Raw genomic sequence first — 19,408 nt, 5'->3', positions numbered from 1 at the left:
ACTTGTGATTTATCCTTCACTCAGCATGCGATATTCTTGTTTGTAGCAGCGCCGCAGCATGCAGCATCGCATCTTTGGTACTGACATCCAGTACCTTGATCTTTCTGAAGCGCTCTGGCTCTTTAATCGCCACATCATGAGCAAAAATAACAAACTTCGCTTTGGTGAGATCTTTTTCTGTAATCCGGTTGATAACGCCATTCGCACCCTGCGTTTCAACTTTAATTTTAATGCCAAGCGCGCACGCCGCTTTTTCCAAAGACTTAGCGGCTAAGAACGTATGCGCTACGCCAGAAGGACAAGACGTCACCGCTAAGATATCGGCTTCTCCCTCGCCATGTACAGACGTGTATATCTGAGAGTCACCCGTATAATCTTTATCTTCTGTGACGGTTTTCTTCAATGCGATCACAATCAGAGCTGTTGTCACAGAACCCGCAACCGTACCGATAATGTAGCCAATTTTACCATCAACGACGGGTAACACTATCCAGCCCCCCCACGGCGCATGGTTTATAACCTGGAACATAAAGCCAATCACGTTCCCGACCACACCACCAGCCACGATAGCCGGAAGCACACGAGCAGGGTCGCCTGCGGCAAAAGGAATGGCACCTTCACTAATACCAATCATCCCCATGATGCCCGCCGCTTTGCCAGCTTCGCGTTCATCACGTTTAAATTTACTTGGTGCCAACAACGTCGCGAGCGCCATACCTAATGGTGGCGTACAAATCGCAATGCCCACCCCGCCCATTAACCATGGTTGAGTATTCACCTGAGTTTGAGCGAACAACGTCGCGACTTTGTTAATAGGGCCACCCATATCAAACGCGGTCATTGCCCCGAGCACCGTACCGAGCATCACTTTGCCCGAGCCCGCCATTCCAGTAAGCACCCCGTTCATGGCCGTCATCGCGTCTGCGATTGGCGCCCCAATCACCCACATGACTGCGCCACAGGTAACAAACGTGCCCACCAGCGGATAGATGAAAATAGAACCAAGCGAACTCATACTGTCTGGCAACTGAATTTTCTTCAGCAGCCAAACCATAAATCCGGCAAAAAAGCCGACCACAATCGCCCCCAAGAAGCCGGTATTGTAATGACTGACGGCAATCCAAGAGCCGATCATACCTGGTGCGAGCCCCGGCTTGTCGGCGATCGAATAAGCAATGTAACCACCAAGTACCGCCGTAAACAGCGTCAGGCCCGCCATTCCCATCTGGGCGATATCGGCCAGAATGCCCTCTTGTGGCACACCGCCATGGCCAGAAATCATCACGGATAACGACAATAAAACACCACCAGCGACAATGAATGGGATCATGTGTGACGTCCCAAATAATAAGTGTTCCTTAGTTCGCGCAAGTCTCTGCGCCCACGGGCTTAAGGGTTCTGAATTAAGGACAAATGGACTGGGCTGAAACTCCACTGAGTGAGGTTGAATATCGATGAGCATCTCAAGCGCTTCTTCTTGAGACCTCGCTGCTTTCAATTTTTCGACAAAGCCCTCTTCGATAATTTTCGAGGAAATTTGTGCCAAGACTTCAATATGGTGGTGGTCATCCCCATCTGGCGAAGCCAACATAAAAAACACATCAGACAGCTCACCATCATCTGCGCCATAATCAATCCCATTACGGCTTATCCCGACAACAACAGCAGGCTTGGCTACCGCACTACTTTTGGCGTGTGGAATCGCAATGCCATCATCAAACCCTGTATTACCGATCTCTTCCCGCTTCCAGATGTCTGCCAAAAATTGGTTTTGATCATTGAGCTTTCCGGTTGCGTCGAGCATATCAACCAGCTCTTTAAGCGCTTCTTCTTTGGTTTGAGCTTTTAAATCTAGACAGATTGTTTCCAGCTCAATCAGGGTTGTGATATCCATTGTTGTACCTTCTAATATTCACGCTCGAATATACCCCCTACTGAGCTTGAGACATAGGCTCCCGTTGGGCAAGCTTGCTTGGGTTGTGTCCATTATTGATCATTTATTTGGGCATAGATTAATCAGTACCTTCCTTTTGATATATAGGACTAAAAATGCATTAACTGGATTAATGTAACATGAGAGGCAAACTGTGATAGAGCTCTTGCGTTTATCCGGTATAGATCAATTCAATCGACTCTCGCTGTGCTAGTATCCACAAAAAATAGAATGGATAGAACATGAAAATCGTAGCGGTGACAGCATGCCCTACAGGCATCGCTCATACTTATATGGCAGCAGATGCTTTAATAAAAACAGCCCCAAAACATAAGGTGCACATTAAAGTCGAAACGCAAGGTGCGATGGGGATTGAAAATCCGCTCACGCCTCATGATATCGCCCAAGCAGACAGAGTCTTAATTGTGTCCGATATTGAGATTGAACAACCAGCCCGGTTCGAAGGTACACATAAAATTCAAATCCCAATTGAAGATGTATTGCTCAACGTGGACAAAGTGTTTCTCGTTCACTGCCGCGATTAAATTTGCTGATGAACGAATACCAAATCACTTTTTTTGTCGACCATGCTAACGCGAGTGCGCATGTGGCTCAGCCGCTTAATCGTGTGGCAAAAAAATTCAAAAGTACCTTACATATCATTAATATAACGCAAAATCGTATTGCAGAGCTCACCAAGTCCGTGGCAGTGTTGCAAGTAGGGTTGCGACAAGGCGATCTGTGTCAAATTACCGCCATCGGCATTGATGCAGAGCTGGCCTGTTTTGTTATCAAAGACATCATTGCCGAACACTTCACTGTGGTTGGCTCTCAAATCAACTACGAGTTTTCTAGCCAACTGGTAGAGCGTTTACCGCAAATTTGCCCCCCTTGCGACATCAAGTGGCATTACGCCAAAGCGCACACCGAACTCACAAAATTTGAGTGTTTGAAAGGGTTAGCTCAACTGATCCACCCCATCCATCCTGACGAACTGATCCTAGCTTTCATTAAACGAGAGGAACGCTCCTCGACTTGCGTCACTCCGGGAATCGCCCTACCTCATGTTATGTTTGCCGGAATCGACCATATTTCCGTCGCCGTCATCGCCAACGAAAAACCAATGGACTGGGCATCCAAAATGGGAAATGTGCATCTCGCGATAGCACTGGTGATGCCAGAAAAACCAACTCGCGAACAGATCATCGCCGCTACCAACCTCACCCGAAACCTGCTTACTGACCAAATGGCAGAACGTTTGCTGCTAACAAAATGCAGTGTCGACTTACAGGCTCTGTTGATGTATGCCATGTCGAGACTGATGGCATAAAGCGTGAAAAATAAAGCCTTAAATTGAGCCGCGATACTCCGTGGGTGTTCTGCCCGTGCGGCTCTTAAATACCCGACAGAAATAGTTCACATCTTTAAACCCACAACGCACCGAGACTTCATTCAGTTTGAAGTTGTATTTCTTCAGCATAAACTTCGCACGATCCACCCTTACCCAAGTAATGTAATCGGCCAACGTCATATGACCTTGCTGACGAAAAAGGCGCGATAAATGGTTTGAAGAAATACTGAACCTCGACGCAATGCTGTCTCGCGTAATTGGACGGTGGAAGTTCTCTTGAATATAGATACACATACCTTGATAGAGATCTTGCACACGATTATGCGATTGCTGTTCGATGGGCGTATCTAACATCGACCTCACGTATTGCAGCAACGCTTGTAGTAATAGTTCATCCATCGGCTTCTTGGTGTTCTCACGAGCCAACGCACTGAGCGCCTCTAAAATATTATCAATAGCAAATCCTGAACGAGTTTGAATGCTGTGCTTCTGGATGTCGTAAAAGCTGGTTTCACCTTTGCGTTTACTCACCAAGCTAAACCCAAGCTGTCGACGTCCAAATAGAATACTGACAACAGAGCAATTCGTATCCCAATCTGGCTTATTCCAACAGTTTGGCGGAATAAATATCGCATCACCTTTTTTAGCAACGATATGGGTGACCTTCCTATCATGACTTTCCATTTCATTAATATATTCACCATCGAGTACTAATTCTAAACGAGGAAAATTCACTTGATAGCTAAATTCAGGTGGTGAATGGAAATCTCCAGCAAACCAAATATTATGAAATGGCTCTCTTTCATGTAGTACTACTGAAATTAAATCATGGAAAATCATTTACAACACTCTAACTATGCATGATGGTTACTATTGGCTAACGGTATACACTGGACCAGTATTTTTCGCTATTGAGTCGAGTCACACTTCCGAACAAATGATACAAAAATCCAGATAACGCACCAATTCTCTAGTTAAGTAGAGACCAAAAACTTGTCTAAGCCAATTAAAAATAAGATAAAAATAAATCTACCTTTGTAATCAACGGTCATTTACGATGTCACAGATATGCAGTTAACCTGCTCCCTCAAACGATCTAAATCACACTATAGTTAGAGCGTTACAATCCTCCAGCAAATGCATTTTTTCTTCACTACAGTCTCTTTCAAGCTGATTTCAAAATAGCCCTTAAATAAAAAGTGTTTTTATAAGGGTTCGCCAATGATCACCAAACTAATAAATGAAAATTTAATCAAGCTTGATCTTCAAGCGACTTCAAAAGAAGACGTATTTAAAGAACTGGTTGCCGTTCTCCATTCCCAAGGCCGTATTTCTGATCAACAACAATTTTTAGTCGATATAAATGCACGCGAAGAATTAGGTAATACCGGATTTGAAGATGGCGTTGCAATACCACACGCAAAGAGCGCTGCCGTGATTGAACCCGCGGTAGTGATCGGCGTGAGCAAATCGGGGATCGAGTACGGCGCAGAAGATGGGTTGCCTTCCAAGCTGTTCTTCATGATCGCATCACCAGACGGTGGCGATAACCATCACATTGAAGTGCTTGCTGAACTTTCCTCCAAACTGATTGAAGACGGCTTTATCGACGCGTTCTTAAGCGCACCAAACAGCGCAGCAGCACTGGCAATACTGCTCGCAGAACCAGCGCCGCAACCTGCAATGAATAGAGAAGAAAACCAAGGTTTCATCATTGGTGTGACAGGCTGTCCTGCGGGGGTTGCCCACACATACTTAGCAGCTGAAGCGCTAGAAAAAGGGGCGGCGGCTATGGGTTATGACATCAAGGTGGAAACCAATGGCTCAATCGGGGTGAAAAACAGCCCAACGGCAGAAGACATCGAGCGTGCTGATGCCATCATCGTTGCATGTGATAAACAAGTCGACATGAGCCGTTTCGCGGGCAAGCGTGTAGTCAAGACCAACGTAAAAGCTCCAATCCGCGACGCAAAAAAGCTGATTAATGAGGCGTTAAGCGCACCAACCTATCAAGCTGAAGCAAACAGCACCGTTCAAACTTCGGTTGCCAACAAAGCATCTCAAGCTCGTTCAGACCTATACCGTTATCTGATGAACGGTGTATCTCACATGATCCCATTCGTAGTCACGGGCGGTCTATTGATTGCCCTTGCACTCGCTGTGGGTGGAGAGCCAAGTGAAGCAGGCATGGCCATTCCAGAAGGCAGCATGTGGACCCAAATCCTCAATGTGGGTGTGGTGGCCTTTACCCTGATGATCCCAATTTTAGCGGGCTATATTGCTTACGCGATTGCTGACCGCCCAGCCCTGACTCCGGGCTTGATCGGGGGTTGGATTGCCAATAATGGCTCTTTCTACGGCGCAGAAGCTGGGACTGGATTTATCGGTGCCATCATCGCCGGTTTATTGGTGGGTTACTTCGTGAAGTGGATTACGTCGATTAACTACCACAAATTCATTCGACCTTTAGTGCCCATCATGATTGCGCCAATCACCGGCTCCCTGTTCATCGCAGGTCTGTTTATCTTTGTTATCGGCGCGCCAATCGCAAGCCTCATGGACGGTTTAACCGCACTACTAACCAGCATGAGTACCGGTAACGTGGTGCTGTTAGGCATTGTCCTTGGGGGGATGGCTGGTTTCGATATGGGTGGTCCATTCAACAAAGTCGCGTTCCTCTTTTCAGTGGGCATGATCGCGAACGGTCAAACTCAGTTCATGGGGGCAATGGCATGTGCCATTCCTGTTGCTCCGCTGGGTATGGCGCTAGCAACCGTACTTGGTCGTAAGTTTAACCTGTTTGAAGCATCAGAAACCGAAGCAGGTAAAGCCGCTGGAGCAATGGGTTTGGTGGGTATTTCTGAAGGTGCCATCCCATTTGCTGCGCAAGACCCAATGTCAGTGATTCCAGCAAACGTACTTGGCTCAATGGTTGCTGCAGTCATGGCATTCTCATTCGGCATCACCAACAGCGTAGCGCACGGTGGCCCCGTAGTCGCTCTGTTAGGCGCGATGAACCATCCAGCTCTTGCTCTGATTTGTATGGCGGCAGGTGCTGTGGTTACCGCAGTAACGTGTGTGACTCTGAAGAAAGTGCGTCAAGCAAAAATGCAGCAAGCAGCAGCTTAATCTCTTCTTTCACTACTCCAATGGCTTGAGCAATGTCGCCCAAGCCATGATTTTCTTTCATGGTGATACTCTATGTCTGATTTAACTCTCTCCGATACACAAACGATGCAAACCCAAGCTGCGCATCCGATGTTTTTTCTGATGAACAACGTGATTCAAAACTACGCTTGGGGCAGTACGACTTCCGTTAGCCAACTGTTTGGTATTGAAAATCCAGCGGACGAGCCGCAAGCAGAACTTTGGATGGGCGCGCATCCGAATGGCTGCTCTATGGTGATGGCCAACTGTAAAGAAACCAAACTCTCTGAACTGATTGCCCAAGACGTGAACGCCTTCCTGAATGAAGAAGTCGCAACACGTTTTGGTGAACTTCCCTACCTATTTAAAATACTAGCCGCAGAAAAAGCGCTCTCGATTCAAGTGCACCCAAACAAACAGCAAGCAGAATTGGGGTTTTCGCTAGAAGAAAAACAGGGCATTCCTCTAACGGCCGCGAACCGTAATTACAAAGATCCAAACCACAAACCAGAGCTGGTTTATGCGCTGACTGAATACCAAGCAATGAATGGCTTCCGCCCGATAAGCGAAATCATCCGTTTCTTCTCTGAGCTTGCGATTCCTGAGTTACATGGCTTAGTGGACGACCTTATCACCAACCAAACACCCACAAGTTTAGCGACATTTTTCTCTGGTTTGTTGTCTCTCAAAGGCGCACAAAAAGAGATGGCACTCACCGTGTTATTGGCTCAAGCTCGTCTCACTGACTTACCACTGTTCAATCTGATTTTGGCATTGGAAAAACAATATCCAGGCGACATCGGTTTGTTTGCACCACTGCTGCTTAACGTAATTACGTTGCAACCGGGCGAAGCGATGTTCTTGGATGCAGAAACGCCACACGCATACTTACAAGGCACAGGTCTTGAGATCATGGCGAATTCCGACAACGTTCTGCGCGCAGGTTTAACCCAAAAATACATGGATGTGGAAGAGTTGGTTGCGTGCACGCGCTTCGATGAAAAACCATTCGATAGCCTTCTGCTCGAACCTATAGAAAACGATGGAATATTAGAATACCCAATTCCCGTCGACGATTTCAAATTCGCGCTGATACCGCACGCCAACAAGCGCACGCTTAATGCACAAAGCGCAGAAATCCTATTGCCGCTAGACTCCACACTCGTGCTTACACACGCAAATGGTGAAACGTGTGTAGTGGACAAAGGCCACTCTGTTTTCATCCCAGCTTATGCCAAACAATACACCTTGAATTGCGAAGGTCGTGTAGCGCGGGCTTATAGTTGATTCAAGTTGAAAAAACGCCTCGCAATTTAAGCGAGGCGTTTTCTTTTCATTAGAGTGATTTTTGTGGCGGTGATAATTAATTAAATATTTGCGGCATCAAACAAGAATTAATCTCGTTGTTGTTGTAGTTCAAGGTATCCAGTAATTCACCTTGTACAGTCAGGTTCTTAATTCCCATGTACCGCATATCAGATTCGGTGTAATACCAACCATTCGCGAGCGTTGAACGTTGACATGTATTAGTTCTCGTATGCCCATAAACGGTAATATTTGGGTCCACTCCTACTTTGTTGTAGAACTCTGCCTCTTTAATTCGTAAGCGAGTGAGATAGCGATAAAACTGTTTTTCGAATTGTGAAGGAACCGATTGATCCCACATCTCGTCACTCTGATTAGCGCCACCATGCCACCCAATAAGCGCATCTTTTCCAATCACCACACTTTTCGCCGCAGACAATATGTAACTCGCGCAAGCAGAAAAACACAATTGGCTGACGACCACATCCATATCGTTGTTTTTTATGAAGTGACCAAACTCGATCCCGACGCCAATATCACCACCACTACTGGTAATGCGCAATGTTGTCACTTTCTGATCACTATCATTCACCATTCTTATGGCTTCGAGCACGGCATCCCCGGTAATCATGCCGTCGTACACCAACGTATTGCCTGTAATGGTTAATGTGTTTTGTGTCGGGAAAACCATTTTTTGAGTCGCGCACCCAGATAATAAAATAGCCGCGGATATTAAACCGACTTTAAACTTCATCCTTAAGCTCCAATACAAACCACTCACTTCGTACTTCATTAAAACGTTCTACACTCTTTAAGCTTGAAGGAATGGTTATCGAGATATTAATACCTTAAACCACATCTATTGTAGTGATAAAAAAACCATTCAACTCAAGAACCTAAAAACCAAGTGATTAATTACGACAAGTTTCACGCTTTAAATAGAGGTAGTTTTTATAAAACTCTACGGGAATAATCTACAACATTTAAGTAATCAATATTTATAATGGTTCAACAGAAAAAACAAACAAAATCAATAGAAATAATATTGATGAATCAGAATGATATACGCTGCGCTGTCACCATTTTTTAGATCCATAAAGTCACCCTATCGAATAAGACCGCATCCGCTTTATACAGCTGCAGCAAACAGAAAAGTAAATTTCCGAGAAAATGACGTCGGCTTATGCCAAAATGTGTTCCCTCACTCAACAAGTCTGTAATGTAATGAACTACCAAGCTGCTATTTTTGATATGGATGGCTTGCTTCTTGATACTGAGCGCGTCTGTATGCGTGTTTTTAAAGAAGCGTGTGAAGAACAAGACCTACCATTTTATGATGATGTCTACTTATCAATTATTGGCCGTAATGCGGCGGGTATTGAGACGATTTTCCGTAAAGCCTATGGCGAGAACCTTGAGCGTTTACATCAAGAATGGCGCACTCGTTACAACGCAGTGGTAAAACACCAAGCCATCCCAGTCAAAGAAGGAGTGGTAGAGCTTTTAGAATGGCTAAAAGCTCAAGGTTTACCCATCGCGGTAGCGACTTCTACAGAAAAAGAAGTGGCGAAGATCAAACTGGAATTCGCGGGCTTGAGTAAATACGTCGACAACCTAACGACAGGTTGTGAAGTGAGCCATGGTAAACCAGCCCCAGAAATTTATTTATTAGCGGCAGACCGTCTAGGCGTAGAACCAAGTCAGTGTTTGGCTTTTGAAGATTCCAATAATGGGGTTCGCGCAGCGATCGCAGCGAACATGATCACCTATCAAATCCCTGATTTGGTCGAACCTTGTGAAGAAGTGCGCCAATTTGGTCATGCGATTGTGCCTTCATTGCATGATGTGTTAAATACGTTGAAACAAACGTGCTAACCCTCAACCTTCTTACAGAAAGCTCAGTCACCGACTGAGCTTTTTTATCTCCCTACTAGTAGTCCAGAAGGGACATGATTCTACAAACATTACTTTTTTGGCTTCTGTTGGACACCGCTATTATTACCCCCTGCACTTTGTTCTCTTTTCTCTGTTCTGTTCGATACAACTCACGCGGTGGTGTGAAATAAGATCCCTGAGTGATCAAATAATACAATCAATCAGTACAACGTTATGATTTCTTAACTTTGTAATAAAGCGTCAATTTTCCGGTTGAAGCACGTTTTTAAAGCGAGATTTGACTGATAATGAGAACTATTGGATGATATTAATCCAAGTCAGACCAAAATACATAATGGAGAGTGTTATATGTCTTTACGTTTATTAGCTGCAACCTTCGCACTTGTTGGAATGAGTTTTGGCGCACAAGCTAATGCCGAGTGTGAAGTCTCGTTGGATGCTAACGATATGATGCAATTTTCTACTAAAACGCTTAGCGTGCCAGCCACTTGTGAAGAAGTAAAACTGACGCTAAACCACACTGGCAAAATGCCGGCACAATCTATGGGTCATAACGTAGTGATCGCAGACACTGCCAACCTTCAAGCGGTAGGCACTGATGGAATGGCCGCAGGTGCAGAAAACAACTACGTGAAGCCAAACGACGATCGTGTTTATGCTTACACAAAAGTGATTGGCGGTGGAGAAAGCACAAGCATCACCTTCAGCACAGAAAAAATGAACGCGGGCGATGATTACTCATTCTTCTGTTCATTCCCTGGCCACTGGGCAGTCATGCAGGGTAAGTTTGAATTCAAATAAGAACGTAAGTCGATTTCTGGTAAACCGTTACTAAGAGAAAAGCTTTCGCCAAGCCAGTCAGTGACTGGCTTTATTTTTATTAGGCCATTTTTAGCTTAACTGCTCGCACAAGCTTAGTTGATTCTAATGTTCGTTACACTGACATGAATTTGAAGTAGAGCAACACAGGATCAGTGCATTATTTACACCATATAATCAACGGAATTTCAGCATGTTAAATATGGATTTTTCTCAAAGAATTGTTGTCAACACAGATAAGCAAGATTGGGTTTCCAGCCCTGCTACTGGGGTTTGGCGTAAACCATTGGAGAGAGAAGCAAAAGAGTCCGGATACACCACCAGCGTCGTGAAGTATGAACCTCACTCACAATTCACGACCCACTCTCACCCGTTTGGCGAAGAAATATTGGTATTGGAAGGTGTCTTTTCTGATGAAAATGGTGACTACCCAGCGGGGACTTATTTGCGTAATCCTCCGGGTAGCCAACATGCGCCCTTTAGCAGAGAAGGTTGTGTAATCTTGGTCAAGCTCAACCAGTTCGCACCTCATGATCTTGAAACAGTGTGCATCAAGACTAATAAAGCTCAATGGCTGCCCGGTATTGGCGGATTGCAAGTAATGCCACTGCATAACTTTGAACACGAGCACGTTGCGCTAGTGAAATGCCCGAAGGGTGAGAAGTTTCAACCGCATCGTCACTTTGGTGGCGAAGAGATCTTTGTCTTACTTGGAGAATTTAAAGACGAGAACGGAAGCTATTCAAAACATACTTGGGTACGAAACCCACATCAGAGCGAACACTTTCCTTATGTTGAGGAAGAAACGGTCATTTGGGTAAAAACTGGGCATCTACCAATAGACTAATCCTTAAGCGTTGCTTAACCGGCTCACATACACGAGCCGGTAATTATTGCGTCACTAAGCACTCATGATTTTTGAATGGAGCCAATCTTTTAGCTCTGCTCGATTGAGTTTTAACACGTTCATTTCATGGTCATCAATCGGATTTCCTTGCAGTTCTAGTACGCGGATTTTCTTATCTAACGCATTATAGTTTTTAACGGTTTCAGCAAATGACGCATCGTTTTCTGTGAGCTGAGTGATGGTATCCAAATGTTCCGGAAATTCATGAGTTAATGAGTGATTTTCACCTAACATAAAGACCTCTTGGCTAGCGTTGTTAATGTATATCTCCGCTCTTTTTTCGAGCGACACATTATTAACCATAGCACTTCATTGAGCACTATATCGTCGATTTGAGCACACTTTTACTGAACGCTTTCAAGTGTCTTCCTTCTCTTTAGCATGCGGTATGCTCACTTCTCACCACTCTATTTTGGTCAATTATCGACTACATTTAATACTCTCCTTACAAAAAGGCACAAGGCAAATCCAATGAATAGCATAAAAATGGGCTTAATCAGTGCAGCAGTGACCGTCGCACTTATTGGCTGTAATTCAGACAGTGATTCTGTCAGTACCATGACACCGGTGACGTTATCTGTATCCGATGCCCCTGTTGACGACCTATCTAAAGTGGTGATCACATATAACAAAGTCGCGTTTCTTCCCATTGATGTTGATGAAGGCACACCACAAATATTCAATGTGTATAAAACCGATGATGAAGGCAACTGGGTAGATGAAAATGGCAACCCTCTTGCAGCAAACGAAAAACCATTACCTTTAAGCGTTAACTTACTCAACTTTCAAGGCAGTGATGCACAAGATCTCATTGATGATGAAGCAATACCCATTGGCAACTACAAGCTTTGCGTATTTGCTCACGATGGCGCCCACCCCAATTACCCGTCTTACGTCGTTGATGAAGCGACAGGGAACCAGGTTCCCTTGACAGTGAAAGGCGATGGTGCATGTCCACAAGGCGTCGGCAAAGAACCGAACACCGGCGTGCTGTTCTTTAACGACACTTTTACGGTTAACCCGGACAATAATGAATTCGTGGTTGAGTTTGATCTACGTCGAGGGTTAAAAGACGGGACAAGTCAAAACGAGGGATACAGCATTCAACGCACTTCCGTCACTTTGATTAATACCGTCACAACAGGTGAGATTGAGGGGGACGTGACAACCTTAAACTACCAAAACTGTGAAACCGATACACTAAGTAATAATGGGTATGTACACGCCGTTTACTTGTATGCTGGAAATATCTTAAAAGACAATATGGGGCCGCTTGCTGGTGTAGAAGGTCAAGAGATGCCGATTGCTGCAGCCAATGTCGTTCTTGATATTGATGATATGAATTACGAATATGAATTTGGTTTTGTGCAGCCCGGCACTTACTCTGTGGGCTATACCTGTACCGCAAACGACGATGCTGAAGAAGGCATTGTCGCAGACGAAACCTTTAGCATTTATAAATCGACGAGTGGACTAAACGTAACGGCTGGTTCACAAACTAACGCAAATTTCTAGCTCTGAATGTACAGACCGAGCCAATATTGACTCGGTCTGTACATAGCGTTCATTTAACCAACCCTTTCTTGATGCTTAAAAAGCAGACTTTCTATCTGAATAACGCCTCAAACCCAGCTAACGGTAAAAGATCTCACCTTTATCGACATCTAGATAAATTTTGTTTTCTTGTTCCAACCCACCACAGTAAATAAAGTAAACATTACGTTGGTTATAGGTGACAGAGCGAACCCAGCCACCGAGCTCTTCAAAATCACTCGGATCGCAGGTTTCGTCATTTAGCAACTGTTGTGTTTTAATACGGAAGATATCCAAGTGGACTCTCAAATCATCCGACTTCTGTAAATAGCCATCAAGTATTTCTAACCGTTCCTGCTCCTTGATGACAGGCTCTGCGTCAGAGAGTCCTTCGGCATTGAGCCATTCTGCCGTTTCTTGTCCCCCTTCTTTGTAGACAAGATAACCTGAAATACGATACCAGCCTTTGACTTTTTCTAGCACCGATACTTTTTCTCCCTTATACAAAGTATCGACAACCAAACCATTATCATCTGGTTTATTGTGAGCGTTGATTCGGCGTTTGATAACATAATATTCCGTCACTTCAGGTGGCTCGGGATCCAAATCCACAATGGGCTTTAACGGCCGTTCCTTTTCTACTGGTGCGTTTTCCTCTTGAGTGGCCGCAGGCTCTTCTGCTGCATCTTTCTGCATAAATAAGAAGTAATAACCCGCGCCGATACCACTGAGTAACAAAATGACCACCACTGCGGTGAGAATTTTTTTCATTTTTTTCCTTTGTATTCTTTATGCTTATCTCGCTAAGAACAATCATGCCGCGGTTATTTGGGTATATACTCAAAAAGAATCAGTTAACTTACGCGAGCGATAATGATCAACAAACTCCATTGGATACTGCTGTTTCTTTTGTTCCCTACTTTAGGGTATGCCAATATTCAATGTACCGAATCGTCATGGAATGACAATCTTACCCAATTCAATCGTTTAGAGTCCAATTACAATAAACATGTTAAAGTATTCAATACACTTTTAGCCGATCATAATCAGCGCCAGTTATTGTCACAAATATTTTCACTGCATGAACTCGTTTTGCTTTGGCGTTCCCAATCCAACAAAAACGTATTTCAAAGCCAATTAAAAGCATCAATTCAATATCGCGAGGAGCTAACAGACACAGCCAACGAACTGATCACATTCAGTACTCAATCGAAGTGGTCTGCGAATAGCTGGAAGAAACTCGCTCAAAAATGCCTCGAGTCAAATGAGGTTGCGATCACCAATCAGATCAGCGCAGAGTGGTACCACACGAACGCTCTGCAATTGGCAGATGATTATACCCGCCTCTCTTCGCAGTATTTGGCACTAGCTCAACAATACGACAAAGAAGCTCGTGCTTTGCAGTATGCACAAGATGTGTCGAAATAAGCCCAGTCGCAGAAGCAATATCTTCTAAAAGTGTCTCCAGAGTGAAACTCCGGTATCATATTTTCACTTCAGCATTGGACGCAATTCGTACTTTTAAGTCAGATTTATACTCGCTCAGTTTAGTATGTAAAAATTGAGACGATTCCTTTTAACAAACTTGACTAAACCATAACCAAGCCAGCTAACTTATAGAGACATAGGTCACAATAATGCTTTACTTATGGACAATTTTTGGTTAGGTTAGCCATTCATAAAATTTAATAAAAAGTCACATTTGGCTGGAGATGATACTATAACAATGGTTATCAATCGATTAAGTTACAGGGATTGTCCTAATACTACCAACGCCAAGTTTTTGTCAGTAGTTAGGCACGTAAAAGAGTTCGGTTCAATCAATGACTTGGACCTTTGTAAAATCTTCGGAGAAACAATATGGAGTGATGGGAGGGAGTACCATTCCGCTGCATTCTCATTCAAAGTTGATAGATACACTGGTAATTGTGTAATCTCGCATTACAGACACCAATAAGGCTTAAAAATTTATGAAGCGGAGTCAGGAAACTGATTCCGCTTTTTTGATCATAACAATGGTAAAGTCATGCTCTGAATACCCTTCGACTAACTTTGCATCTGGGCATAACAATCGGCAATAACGCAATATGCCTTCTTTATTGTGCGACGCTAACATTCTCATACTAGGTAACTTGGCTTCATCCAAGAGGTTAAAAGCGCATCCCTTTTCAGCAACACAATACATTTTCTCAATCATTTCAATGGTGTGACTTTTATTCGCTGATTGATAATTCAATGAGCCTGAAGCAAACACGTAATCACAACGAGGCAGAACGAATCTGGAAAAGTCGCCACATATAAAGTCGCTCGGAGTGCGGAAGTTCCGCTTTCTGGCATCAGAAACAAATCGCTTTTGCTGATCAATCCCAATATACCTTTTAGGGCTTTGACCACTAAGCTCAACAAACTCCAGCAAGTCACCATAACCGCATCCAATGTCTAGAATGCTGGTGGCGTCTAAATTAAACCCGCGACACAACGCTTCAAATCGACTGATCTGACTGTACTTGTCTTGCCATCCAAGCGCTCTAGCTCTATCGTTACCAAATTGCCGATACCGCTTGCGGTGATAATTCGCTATCTTGAGTCTATCGAGGAATTTCATCATTCTTACGCATAAATCGGCACGCTCCCATTTCCTTTCACTTGCCTCATCGCCAAGTGTGTATGGATGTCTTTCACATTTTCTAATCGCTGTAGCTTTCGGGTAAACGCCTCGTACCCAGCGAGATCTTTACTCACCACTTCGAGCAAGTAATCATATGCTCCCGACACCACATGACATGAAATCACTTCATCCATTTCAACAATAGCACTTTCAAACTCATCAATAGACGCCGCTTGGTGATTATTCAAACTGACTTCCACAAAAACAGTCATTGCAATACCTACTGTGCTTCTTGAAACTATTGCGCGATAGCCGCTGATCACCCCTTCTTGCTCTAGCCTTTTAATGCGCCTTGCACAAGGCGATGCCGATAACCCTACTCGATCGGCTAGCTCCGCTGTCGTCAGTGTGGCATTTTTTTGCATTAAACTGAGCAGTTGCCTGTCAATTTTGTCCATTCATCGCTTCCTGCCAATAATTACTATCAAGTTACATTTATACGCATTTTATTACCAATATTAAACATAATTTCGTCAAAATTTGCCCCCACTTAGCGCGGATTCTATTCAACAATTAACACATTGATTACACATGGACACGCCAATAATGATTTTGGGATACGCGGCTATATTAATGACCTTATTGCTTTGGTCTGGATTCTTCATTTCTCTAAAAGGAGGCGCGATCTCCATCTTACAACCCGCTGATATCGCCTTAGTTCGATTTCTTATCCCAAGTTTGATTTTATTACCCTTCGTGATTAAAAATAAAAAAGCGTTTCGCGTTGTGCCTAAGCGTTATCTGGCTGGTGTCGTTATTGGTAGTGGCTTACCCTATTTTCTCATCGTAGGAACTGCCATGCACTACGCTCCCGTTGCGCACGGTAGCGCGTTGGTACCAGGCACGCTGCCACTGTTTGTTTCTGCGATTGCAGTGCTGTGTTATAAGCAGTCACTCAGCTCCCATCGCTTGGTAGGGCTTTCAACTGTTTTATTAGGTATTTTCGTTTTCCTTCTTTCTAACATTGACGCCGAGTACAACTGGTCTCAGTTACAAGGTCATAGCCTTTTTCTAACGGGTAGCATCCTGTGGGCTATCTTCACCATCAGTGCGCGAGTTGCCAACCTTAACGCTCACGTCTGTGCAGGGTTCGTGGCAATAACCTCTTTATTATTACTTATTATCGCTGTTGGATTTGGTTGGATAGACAGCCACTTAGCAGTAACTCCGCTCAAATATTGGCCTTGGGATGAGTTGTTTGCCCACGCTATGCTTCAAGGTATTGGGGCTGGCCTGATCGCTTCTTTTACCTATATCTACGCAATCAGAATAATCGGAGCAGAAGCCAGTGCCGCTTTTGGTTCGTTAACGCCGGTGGTTGCGACACTGTTCGCTATTCCTGCATTTGGTGAGCAGCCAGATTCGCTTACTTGGTTGGCTCTGATGTTGGTGACCTGTGGCAGTATTGTGGCGAGCCAAATCTTTATGAAGAATAAGGGGGGCCAAACTTATCGCCCACCAATTCACCGATAATCGATGCTTAATTACGAATGTTAAGAGATTGGTGAAAGACTGGATAATGGGAATAAAATATGAAAAGCCGATTGAGGTGACTCATAAACTCACAAGAGCGTTGCTGGAGCCGTCTTTTCTGACCAGCAACGTCTGATAGCTTACTGTTGGCTAAAGCGAGTTGCCTCAAAGTTGTTAAGAACTCGGTGTATCGCGTATGTCACTAGCAGCGTAATGACGATCGCAAATAAAATACTACTCACTCGATACAATGCACTGAAGATCAAATCGCCATTTGGCGTGAGATATTGGCCAAACAAAATACCTAACGTGGTTAACCCACCAAACCCCGCACCTGAACCACTCGATTCTTTTACATGCATGTAACTGAATATCATTGCGCCAATCCAAAGTAACGGAACAATAAACAGTAAGGTATCTGACCAATCGTAAAGTACGAGCTGGCCGACAATACCGAAGGTTACCCCCATTAACGTCCCCATGGCTCTTTTACGTGCGTATCCCAGCGCACCATTCCAATGCATAGGAAACAATAGCAGCAAGGTCGTCGCCTGAGCGGACATCGAGTCACGGAGATCGAAAACTTGAAACACCAGAAAAGACAGCGTCGCAATGCTGGCCCCCATTAGCGCTTCGTGACGCATCCGCTGGCGTTGCTTTGGCTCCGGTGCTCTTGCCGGTGGTTGACGAGACTCCGCATCAGGGATCAAGAATGTAACTAAGTAAGCCACAATGACAGAGAGCACATTCGCTTGTAGATTACTGAAGATTAGCTCATTAAGATCCGCCGTCGGGTAGCTCGCAAAGTGCAACATGATACTTAAGCTGAGTACGCTGTTTGCACCAAACAGGAATAAACTTCCTTTTGACATACAGGCGAATTTATAGAGAAATAGCCCGAAAGCCATTAACGTCATCATACCGGGGTGTCCGCCAAATAAACCACCGAGAATGCCCACTTCTAGGCCGCACACGACGGCGGCAAAAATCAGCTGACGTGCGGCATGTAAACTCATGACTGGCACCATACCAAGCAACAGCATTGGCGTTACGGTAAAAAAGACCCCATAGTTCCAGCCGAACACCTTACATAAGGTAAAACCAATAGAAGCGCCGGTTGCAATGCGTAAACACTGTCGGAAGTCGTTTTCCGACATGGGGTGGTCCCATAATTTCATACCACCTCCCCGTTAATAAATGTAATGAAGAAAACTCAAAAAACGGATCTGAAACCTTGCTAAGTAACCCGACAGCCAGCTTTCTGGCAGTAATTGTACGGTGGCACGCGCGCCAGCAGGGAATGCTCGTGGTTGTGCCCCATCAATGGCTAAGTGTAAACGTAAACGCTGCGCATCTCTCACCCAACGGTTAGAATCGGTGGGCGCCGCTAATCGTCCATCTGCATCAAACTGACCCGAACTGACTCCTGCATCCACACTCGTAATACTCGCTTCAAAGACATCGCCTGGCAAACTATCAAAGGCGATCAACGCACGGCTGTTTTGGTTGAAGTGTCGTAAACTCTTTTCACGAAAATCCGCGATAATAGCAACGTCATCCGATACTAACGCCACAAGAGGTGTTCCGGCTGCGGCGTAAGCACCTGTTTCGAATTGCAGATTCGCAACCACACCATCATGTTCAGCCACGATGTGAGTGTAAGATAAATTAAGCTCCGCTTGTTTAAGCTGGTTTTGTGCCACACGGATATTCAAATTTGTCGCATCCAAGTCGCCTCGGTTTACCTCTAGCTCTTTCAGACGTGCACGAGCGGCCAGTAAGTTGGCTCTTGCTGCTGTTGCGCTGCTGTTCGCATCATCACGTCGTTGTTGTGAAGTGCCATCTCGGTGAAACAAAGTTTCAAGACGTTTCGCTTCACGGGCTTTTTGCTCAGCGACAATTTTGCTGGCTTCAACGTCCGCTTTCGCCGCAGCAATAGAAGCATCCAGTTGTTCATTATTCTGAGTTACGCGCTCTAAGTTGAGCTGAGCTTCCTCAACCGCGAGTTGATACGATTGGGGATCAACCTGAAATAACAGGTCGCCTTTGTTTATTTCTTGGTTGTTAGCTACATATAAGCGTGTAATTTGTCCACTCACTTGTGGCACCACTTTGGTTACCACACGAGTTGCCATTGCCTGCGGCGTCAAGGGCATGACTAGATCCGCAACCAGAAAATAGGCAAAGACAAGGGCAAACGCGACGCAAGAACATTTGATCCAACGTGCGAATTTTTGGTCTGGAGTCATAGGTGTTTTACTTCTCTTTCTTCGGTTTCTGATACCAATCGGGAGGATAAATAGGTGTTCAAATAATGACGCTATAAACATCGCTTAGATCGAGGGTTAGATTGCCGTTAGCTAGCGAACAGGTTGT

The 19,408-nt window shown here is 44.7% G+C and carries 19 protein-coding genes; 10 read left to right on the top strand and 9 right to left on the bottom strand.

From position 1 onward, the window contains the following. Positions 1-16 precede the first annotated feature (16 nt). Positions 17-1,894: a PTS fructose transporter subunit IIBC gene (locus AC3D28_RS18680; RefSeq protein WP_488536284.1), complete on the bottom strand. Its 1,878-nt coding sequence runs from the start codon at positions 1,892-1,894 to the stop codon at positions 17-19. A gap of 281 nt (positions 1,895-2,175) precedes the next feature. Between AC3D28_RS18680 and AC3D28_RS18675 the strand changes: the two genes are divergently transcribed. Then, complete coding sequence (locus AC3D28_RS18675; protein ID WP_098413682.1) at positions 2,176-2,478, top strand: PTS fructose transporter subunit IIB; 303 nt, start codon at positions 2,176-2,178, stop codon at positions 2,476-2,478. Positions 2,479-2,486: 8 nt separating this feature from the next. Then, on the top strand, positions 2,487-3,263 hold the full coding sequence (locus tag AC3D28_RS18670; RefSeq protein ID WP_488536283.1) for a PTS sugar transporter subunit IIA: 777 nt from the start codon (positions 2,487-2,489) through the stop codon (positions 3,261-3,263). A gap of 18 nt (positions 3,264-3,281) precedes the next feature. On the opposite strand, the gene AC3D28_RS18665 is transcribed toward AC3D28_RS18670, so the two are convergent. After that, complete coding sequence (locus AC3D28_RS18665) at positions 3,282-4,124, bottom strand: helix-turn-helix transcriptional regulator (RefSeq protein ID WP_488536282.1); 843 nt, start codon at positions 4,122-4,124, stop codon at positions 3,282-3,284. Positions 4,125-4,505: 381 nt separating this feature from the next. On the opposite strand from AC3D28_RS18665, the gene AC3D28_RS18660 reads away from it, so the two are divergent. Further along, entirely contained in the window at positions 4,506-6,413 is a 1,908-nt protein-coding gene (locus tag AC3D28_RS18660; protein WP_488536281.1) for a fructose-specific PTS transporter subunit EIIC, read from the top strand. A 72-nt stretch (positions 6,414-6,485) separates the two neighbouring features. Next, positions 6,486-7,718, top strand: a complete 1,233-nt coding sequence (gene manA, locus AC3D28_RS18655; protein ID WP_488536280.1) for a mannose-6-phosphate isomerase, class I — start codon at positions 6,486-6,488, stop codon at positions 7,716-7,718. A gap of 76 nt (positions 7,719-7,794) precedes the next feature. Here the strand turns inward: manA and AC3D28_RS18650 are convergent, their stop codons facing one another. Next, entirely contained in the window at positions 7,795-8,490 is a 696-nt protein-coding gene (locus AC3D28_RS18650; protein WP_488536279.1) for a hypothetical protein, read from the bottom strand. Positions 8,491-8,960: 470 nt separating this feature from the next. Here AC3D28_RS18650 and AC3D28_RS18645 point away from each other — a divergent pair, with 470 nt between their 5' ends. From AC3D28_RS18645 to AC3D28_RS18635, 3 genes are all read left to right on the top strand, one after another. Further along, a complete protein-coding gene (locus AC3D28_RS18645; RefSeq protein ID WP_098413676.1) occupies positions 8,961-9,611 on the top strand; it encodes an HAD family hydrolase in 651 nt (216 codons plus the stop codon). 369 nt (positions 9,612-9,980) lie between these two features. Further along, positions 9,981-10,433: an azurin gene (gene azu, locus AC3D28_RS18640; protein WP_098413675.1), complete on the top strand. Its 453-nt coding sequence runs from the start codon at positions 9,981-9,983 to the stop codon at positions 10,431-10,433. A gap of 211 nt (positions 10,434-10,644) precedes the next feature. Further along, positions 10,645-11,298, top strand: coding sequence for a cupin domain-containing protein (locus AC3D28_RS18635; protein ID WP_488536278.1), 654 nt, complete (start codon positions 10,645-10,647; stop codon positions 11,296-11,298). A 54-nt stretch (positions 11,299-11,352) separates the two neighbouring features. On the opposite strand, the gene AC3D28_RS18630 is transcribed toward AC3D28_RS18635, so the two are convergent. Then, a complete protein-coding gene (locus AC3D28_RS18630; RefSeq protein ID WP_098414489.1) occupies positions 11,353-11,592 on the bottom strand; it encodes an HP1242/YdcH family protein in 240 nt (79 codons plus the stop codon). Between the two features lie 237 nt (positions 11,593-11,829). Here AC3D28_RS18630 and AC3D28_RS18625 point away from each other — a divergent pair, with 237 nt between their 5' ends. Next, the gene (locus tag AC3D28_RS18625; protein ID WP_488536277.1) at positions 11,830-12,873 is read left to right on the top strand and encodes a DUF4382 domain-containing protein; all 1,044 of its coding nucleotides are present in this window, start codon (positions 11,830-11,832) and stop codon (positions 12,871-12,873) included. 117 nt (positions 12,874-12,990) lie between these two features. Here the strand turns inward: AC3D28_RS18625 and AC3D28_RS18620 are convergent, their stop codons facing one another. Then, positions 12,991-13,662 (bottom strand): SH3 domain-containing protein, encoded by a 672-nt coding sequence (locus tag AC3D28_RS18620; RefSeq protein WP_488536276.1) that lies wholly within the window; start codon positions 13,660-13,662, stop codon positions 12,991-12,993. A 102-nt stretch (positions 13,663-13,764) separates the two neighbouring features. On the opposite strand from AC3D28_RS18620, the gene AC3D28_RS18615 reads away from it, so the two are divergent. Next, positions 13,765-14,319 carry an ATPase gene (locus tag AC3D28_RS18615; RefSeq protein ID WP_488536275.1) on the top strand — a complete coding sequence of 185 codons (555 nt, stop codon included), beginning with the start codon at positions 13,765-13,767 and terminating at the stop codon, positions 14,317-14,319. A gap of 553 nt (positions 14,320-14,872) precedes the next feature. On the opposite strand, the gene AC3D28_RS18610 is transcribed toward AC3D28_RS18615, so the two are convergent. Both AC3D28_RS18610 and AC3D28_RS18605 read right to left on the bottom strand, forming a co-directional pair. Next, positions 14,873-15,496 carry a class I SAM-dependent methyltransferase gene (locus AC3D28_RS18610; RefSeq protein ID WP_488536808.1) on the bottom strand — a complete coding sequence of 208 codons (624 nt, stop codon included), beginning with the start codon at positions 15,494-15,496 and terminating at the stop codon, positions 14,873-14,875. Between the two features lie 5 nt (positions 15,497-15,501). Further along, the gene (locus AC3D28_RS18605; protein WP_098413669.1) at positions 15,502-15,957 is read right to left on the bottom strand and encodes an Lrp/AsnC family transcriptional regulator; all 456 of its coding nucleotides are present in this window, start codon (positions 15,955-15,957) and stop codon (positions 15,502-15,504) included. 148 nt (positions 15,958-16,105) lie between these two features. On the opposite strand from AC3D28_RS18605, the gene AC3D28_RS18600 reads away from it, so the two are divergent. Then, entirely contained in the window at positions 16,106-17,032 is a 927-nt protein-coding gene (locus AC3D28_RS18600) for a DMT family transporter (RefSeq protein WP_488536807.1), read from the top strand. A 140-nt stretch (positions 17,033-17,172) separates the two neighbouring features. On the opposite strand, the gene AC3D28_RS18595 is transcribed toward AC3D28_RS18600, so the two are convergent. Both AC3D28_RS18595 and AC3D28_RS18590 read right to left on the bottom strand, forming a co-directional pair. Next, positions 17,173-18,210 (bottom strand): DUF2955 domain-containing protein, encoded by a 1,038-nt coding sequence (locus AC3D28_RS18595; protein WP_488536274.1) that lies wholly within the window; start codon positions 18,208-18,210, stop codon positions 17,173-17,175. 12 nt (positions 18,211-18,222) lie between these two features. Next, on the bottom strand, positions 18,223-19,281 hold the full coding sequence (locus AC3D28_RS18590; protein ID WP_488536273.1) for an HlyD family secretion protein: 1,059 nt from the start codon (positions 19,279-19,281) through the stop codon (positions 18,223-18,225). Between the last annotated feature and the right edge of the window lie 127 nt (positions 19,282-19,408).

It is taken from the genome of Vibrio sp. TAP-3B (assembly GCF_057784735.1).
This window is presented reverse-complemented; position numbering and strand designations above follow the sequence as displayed.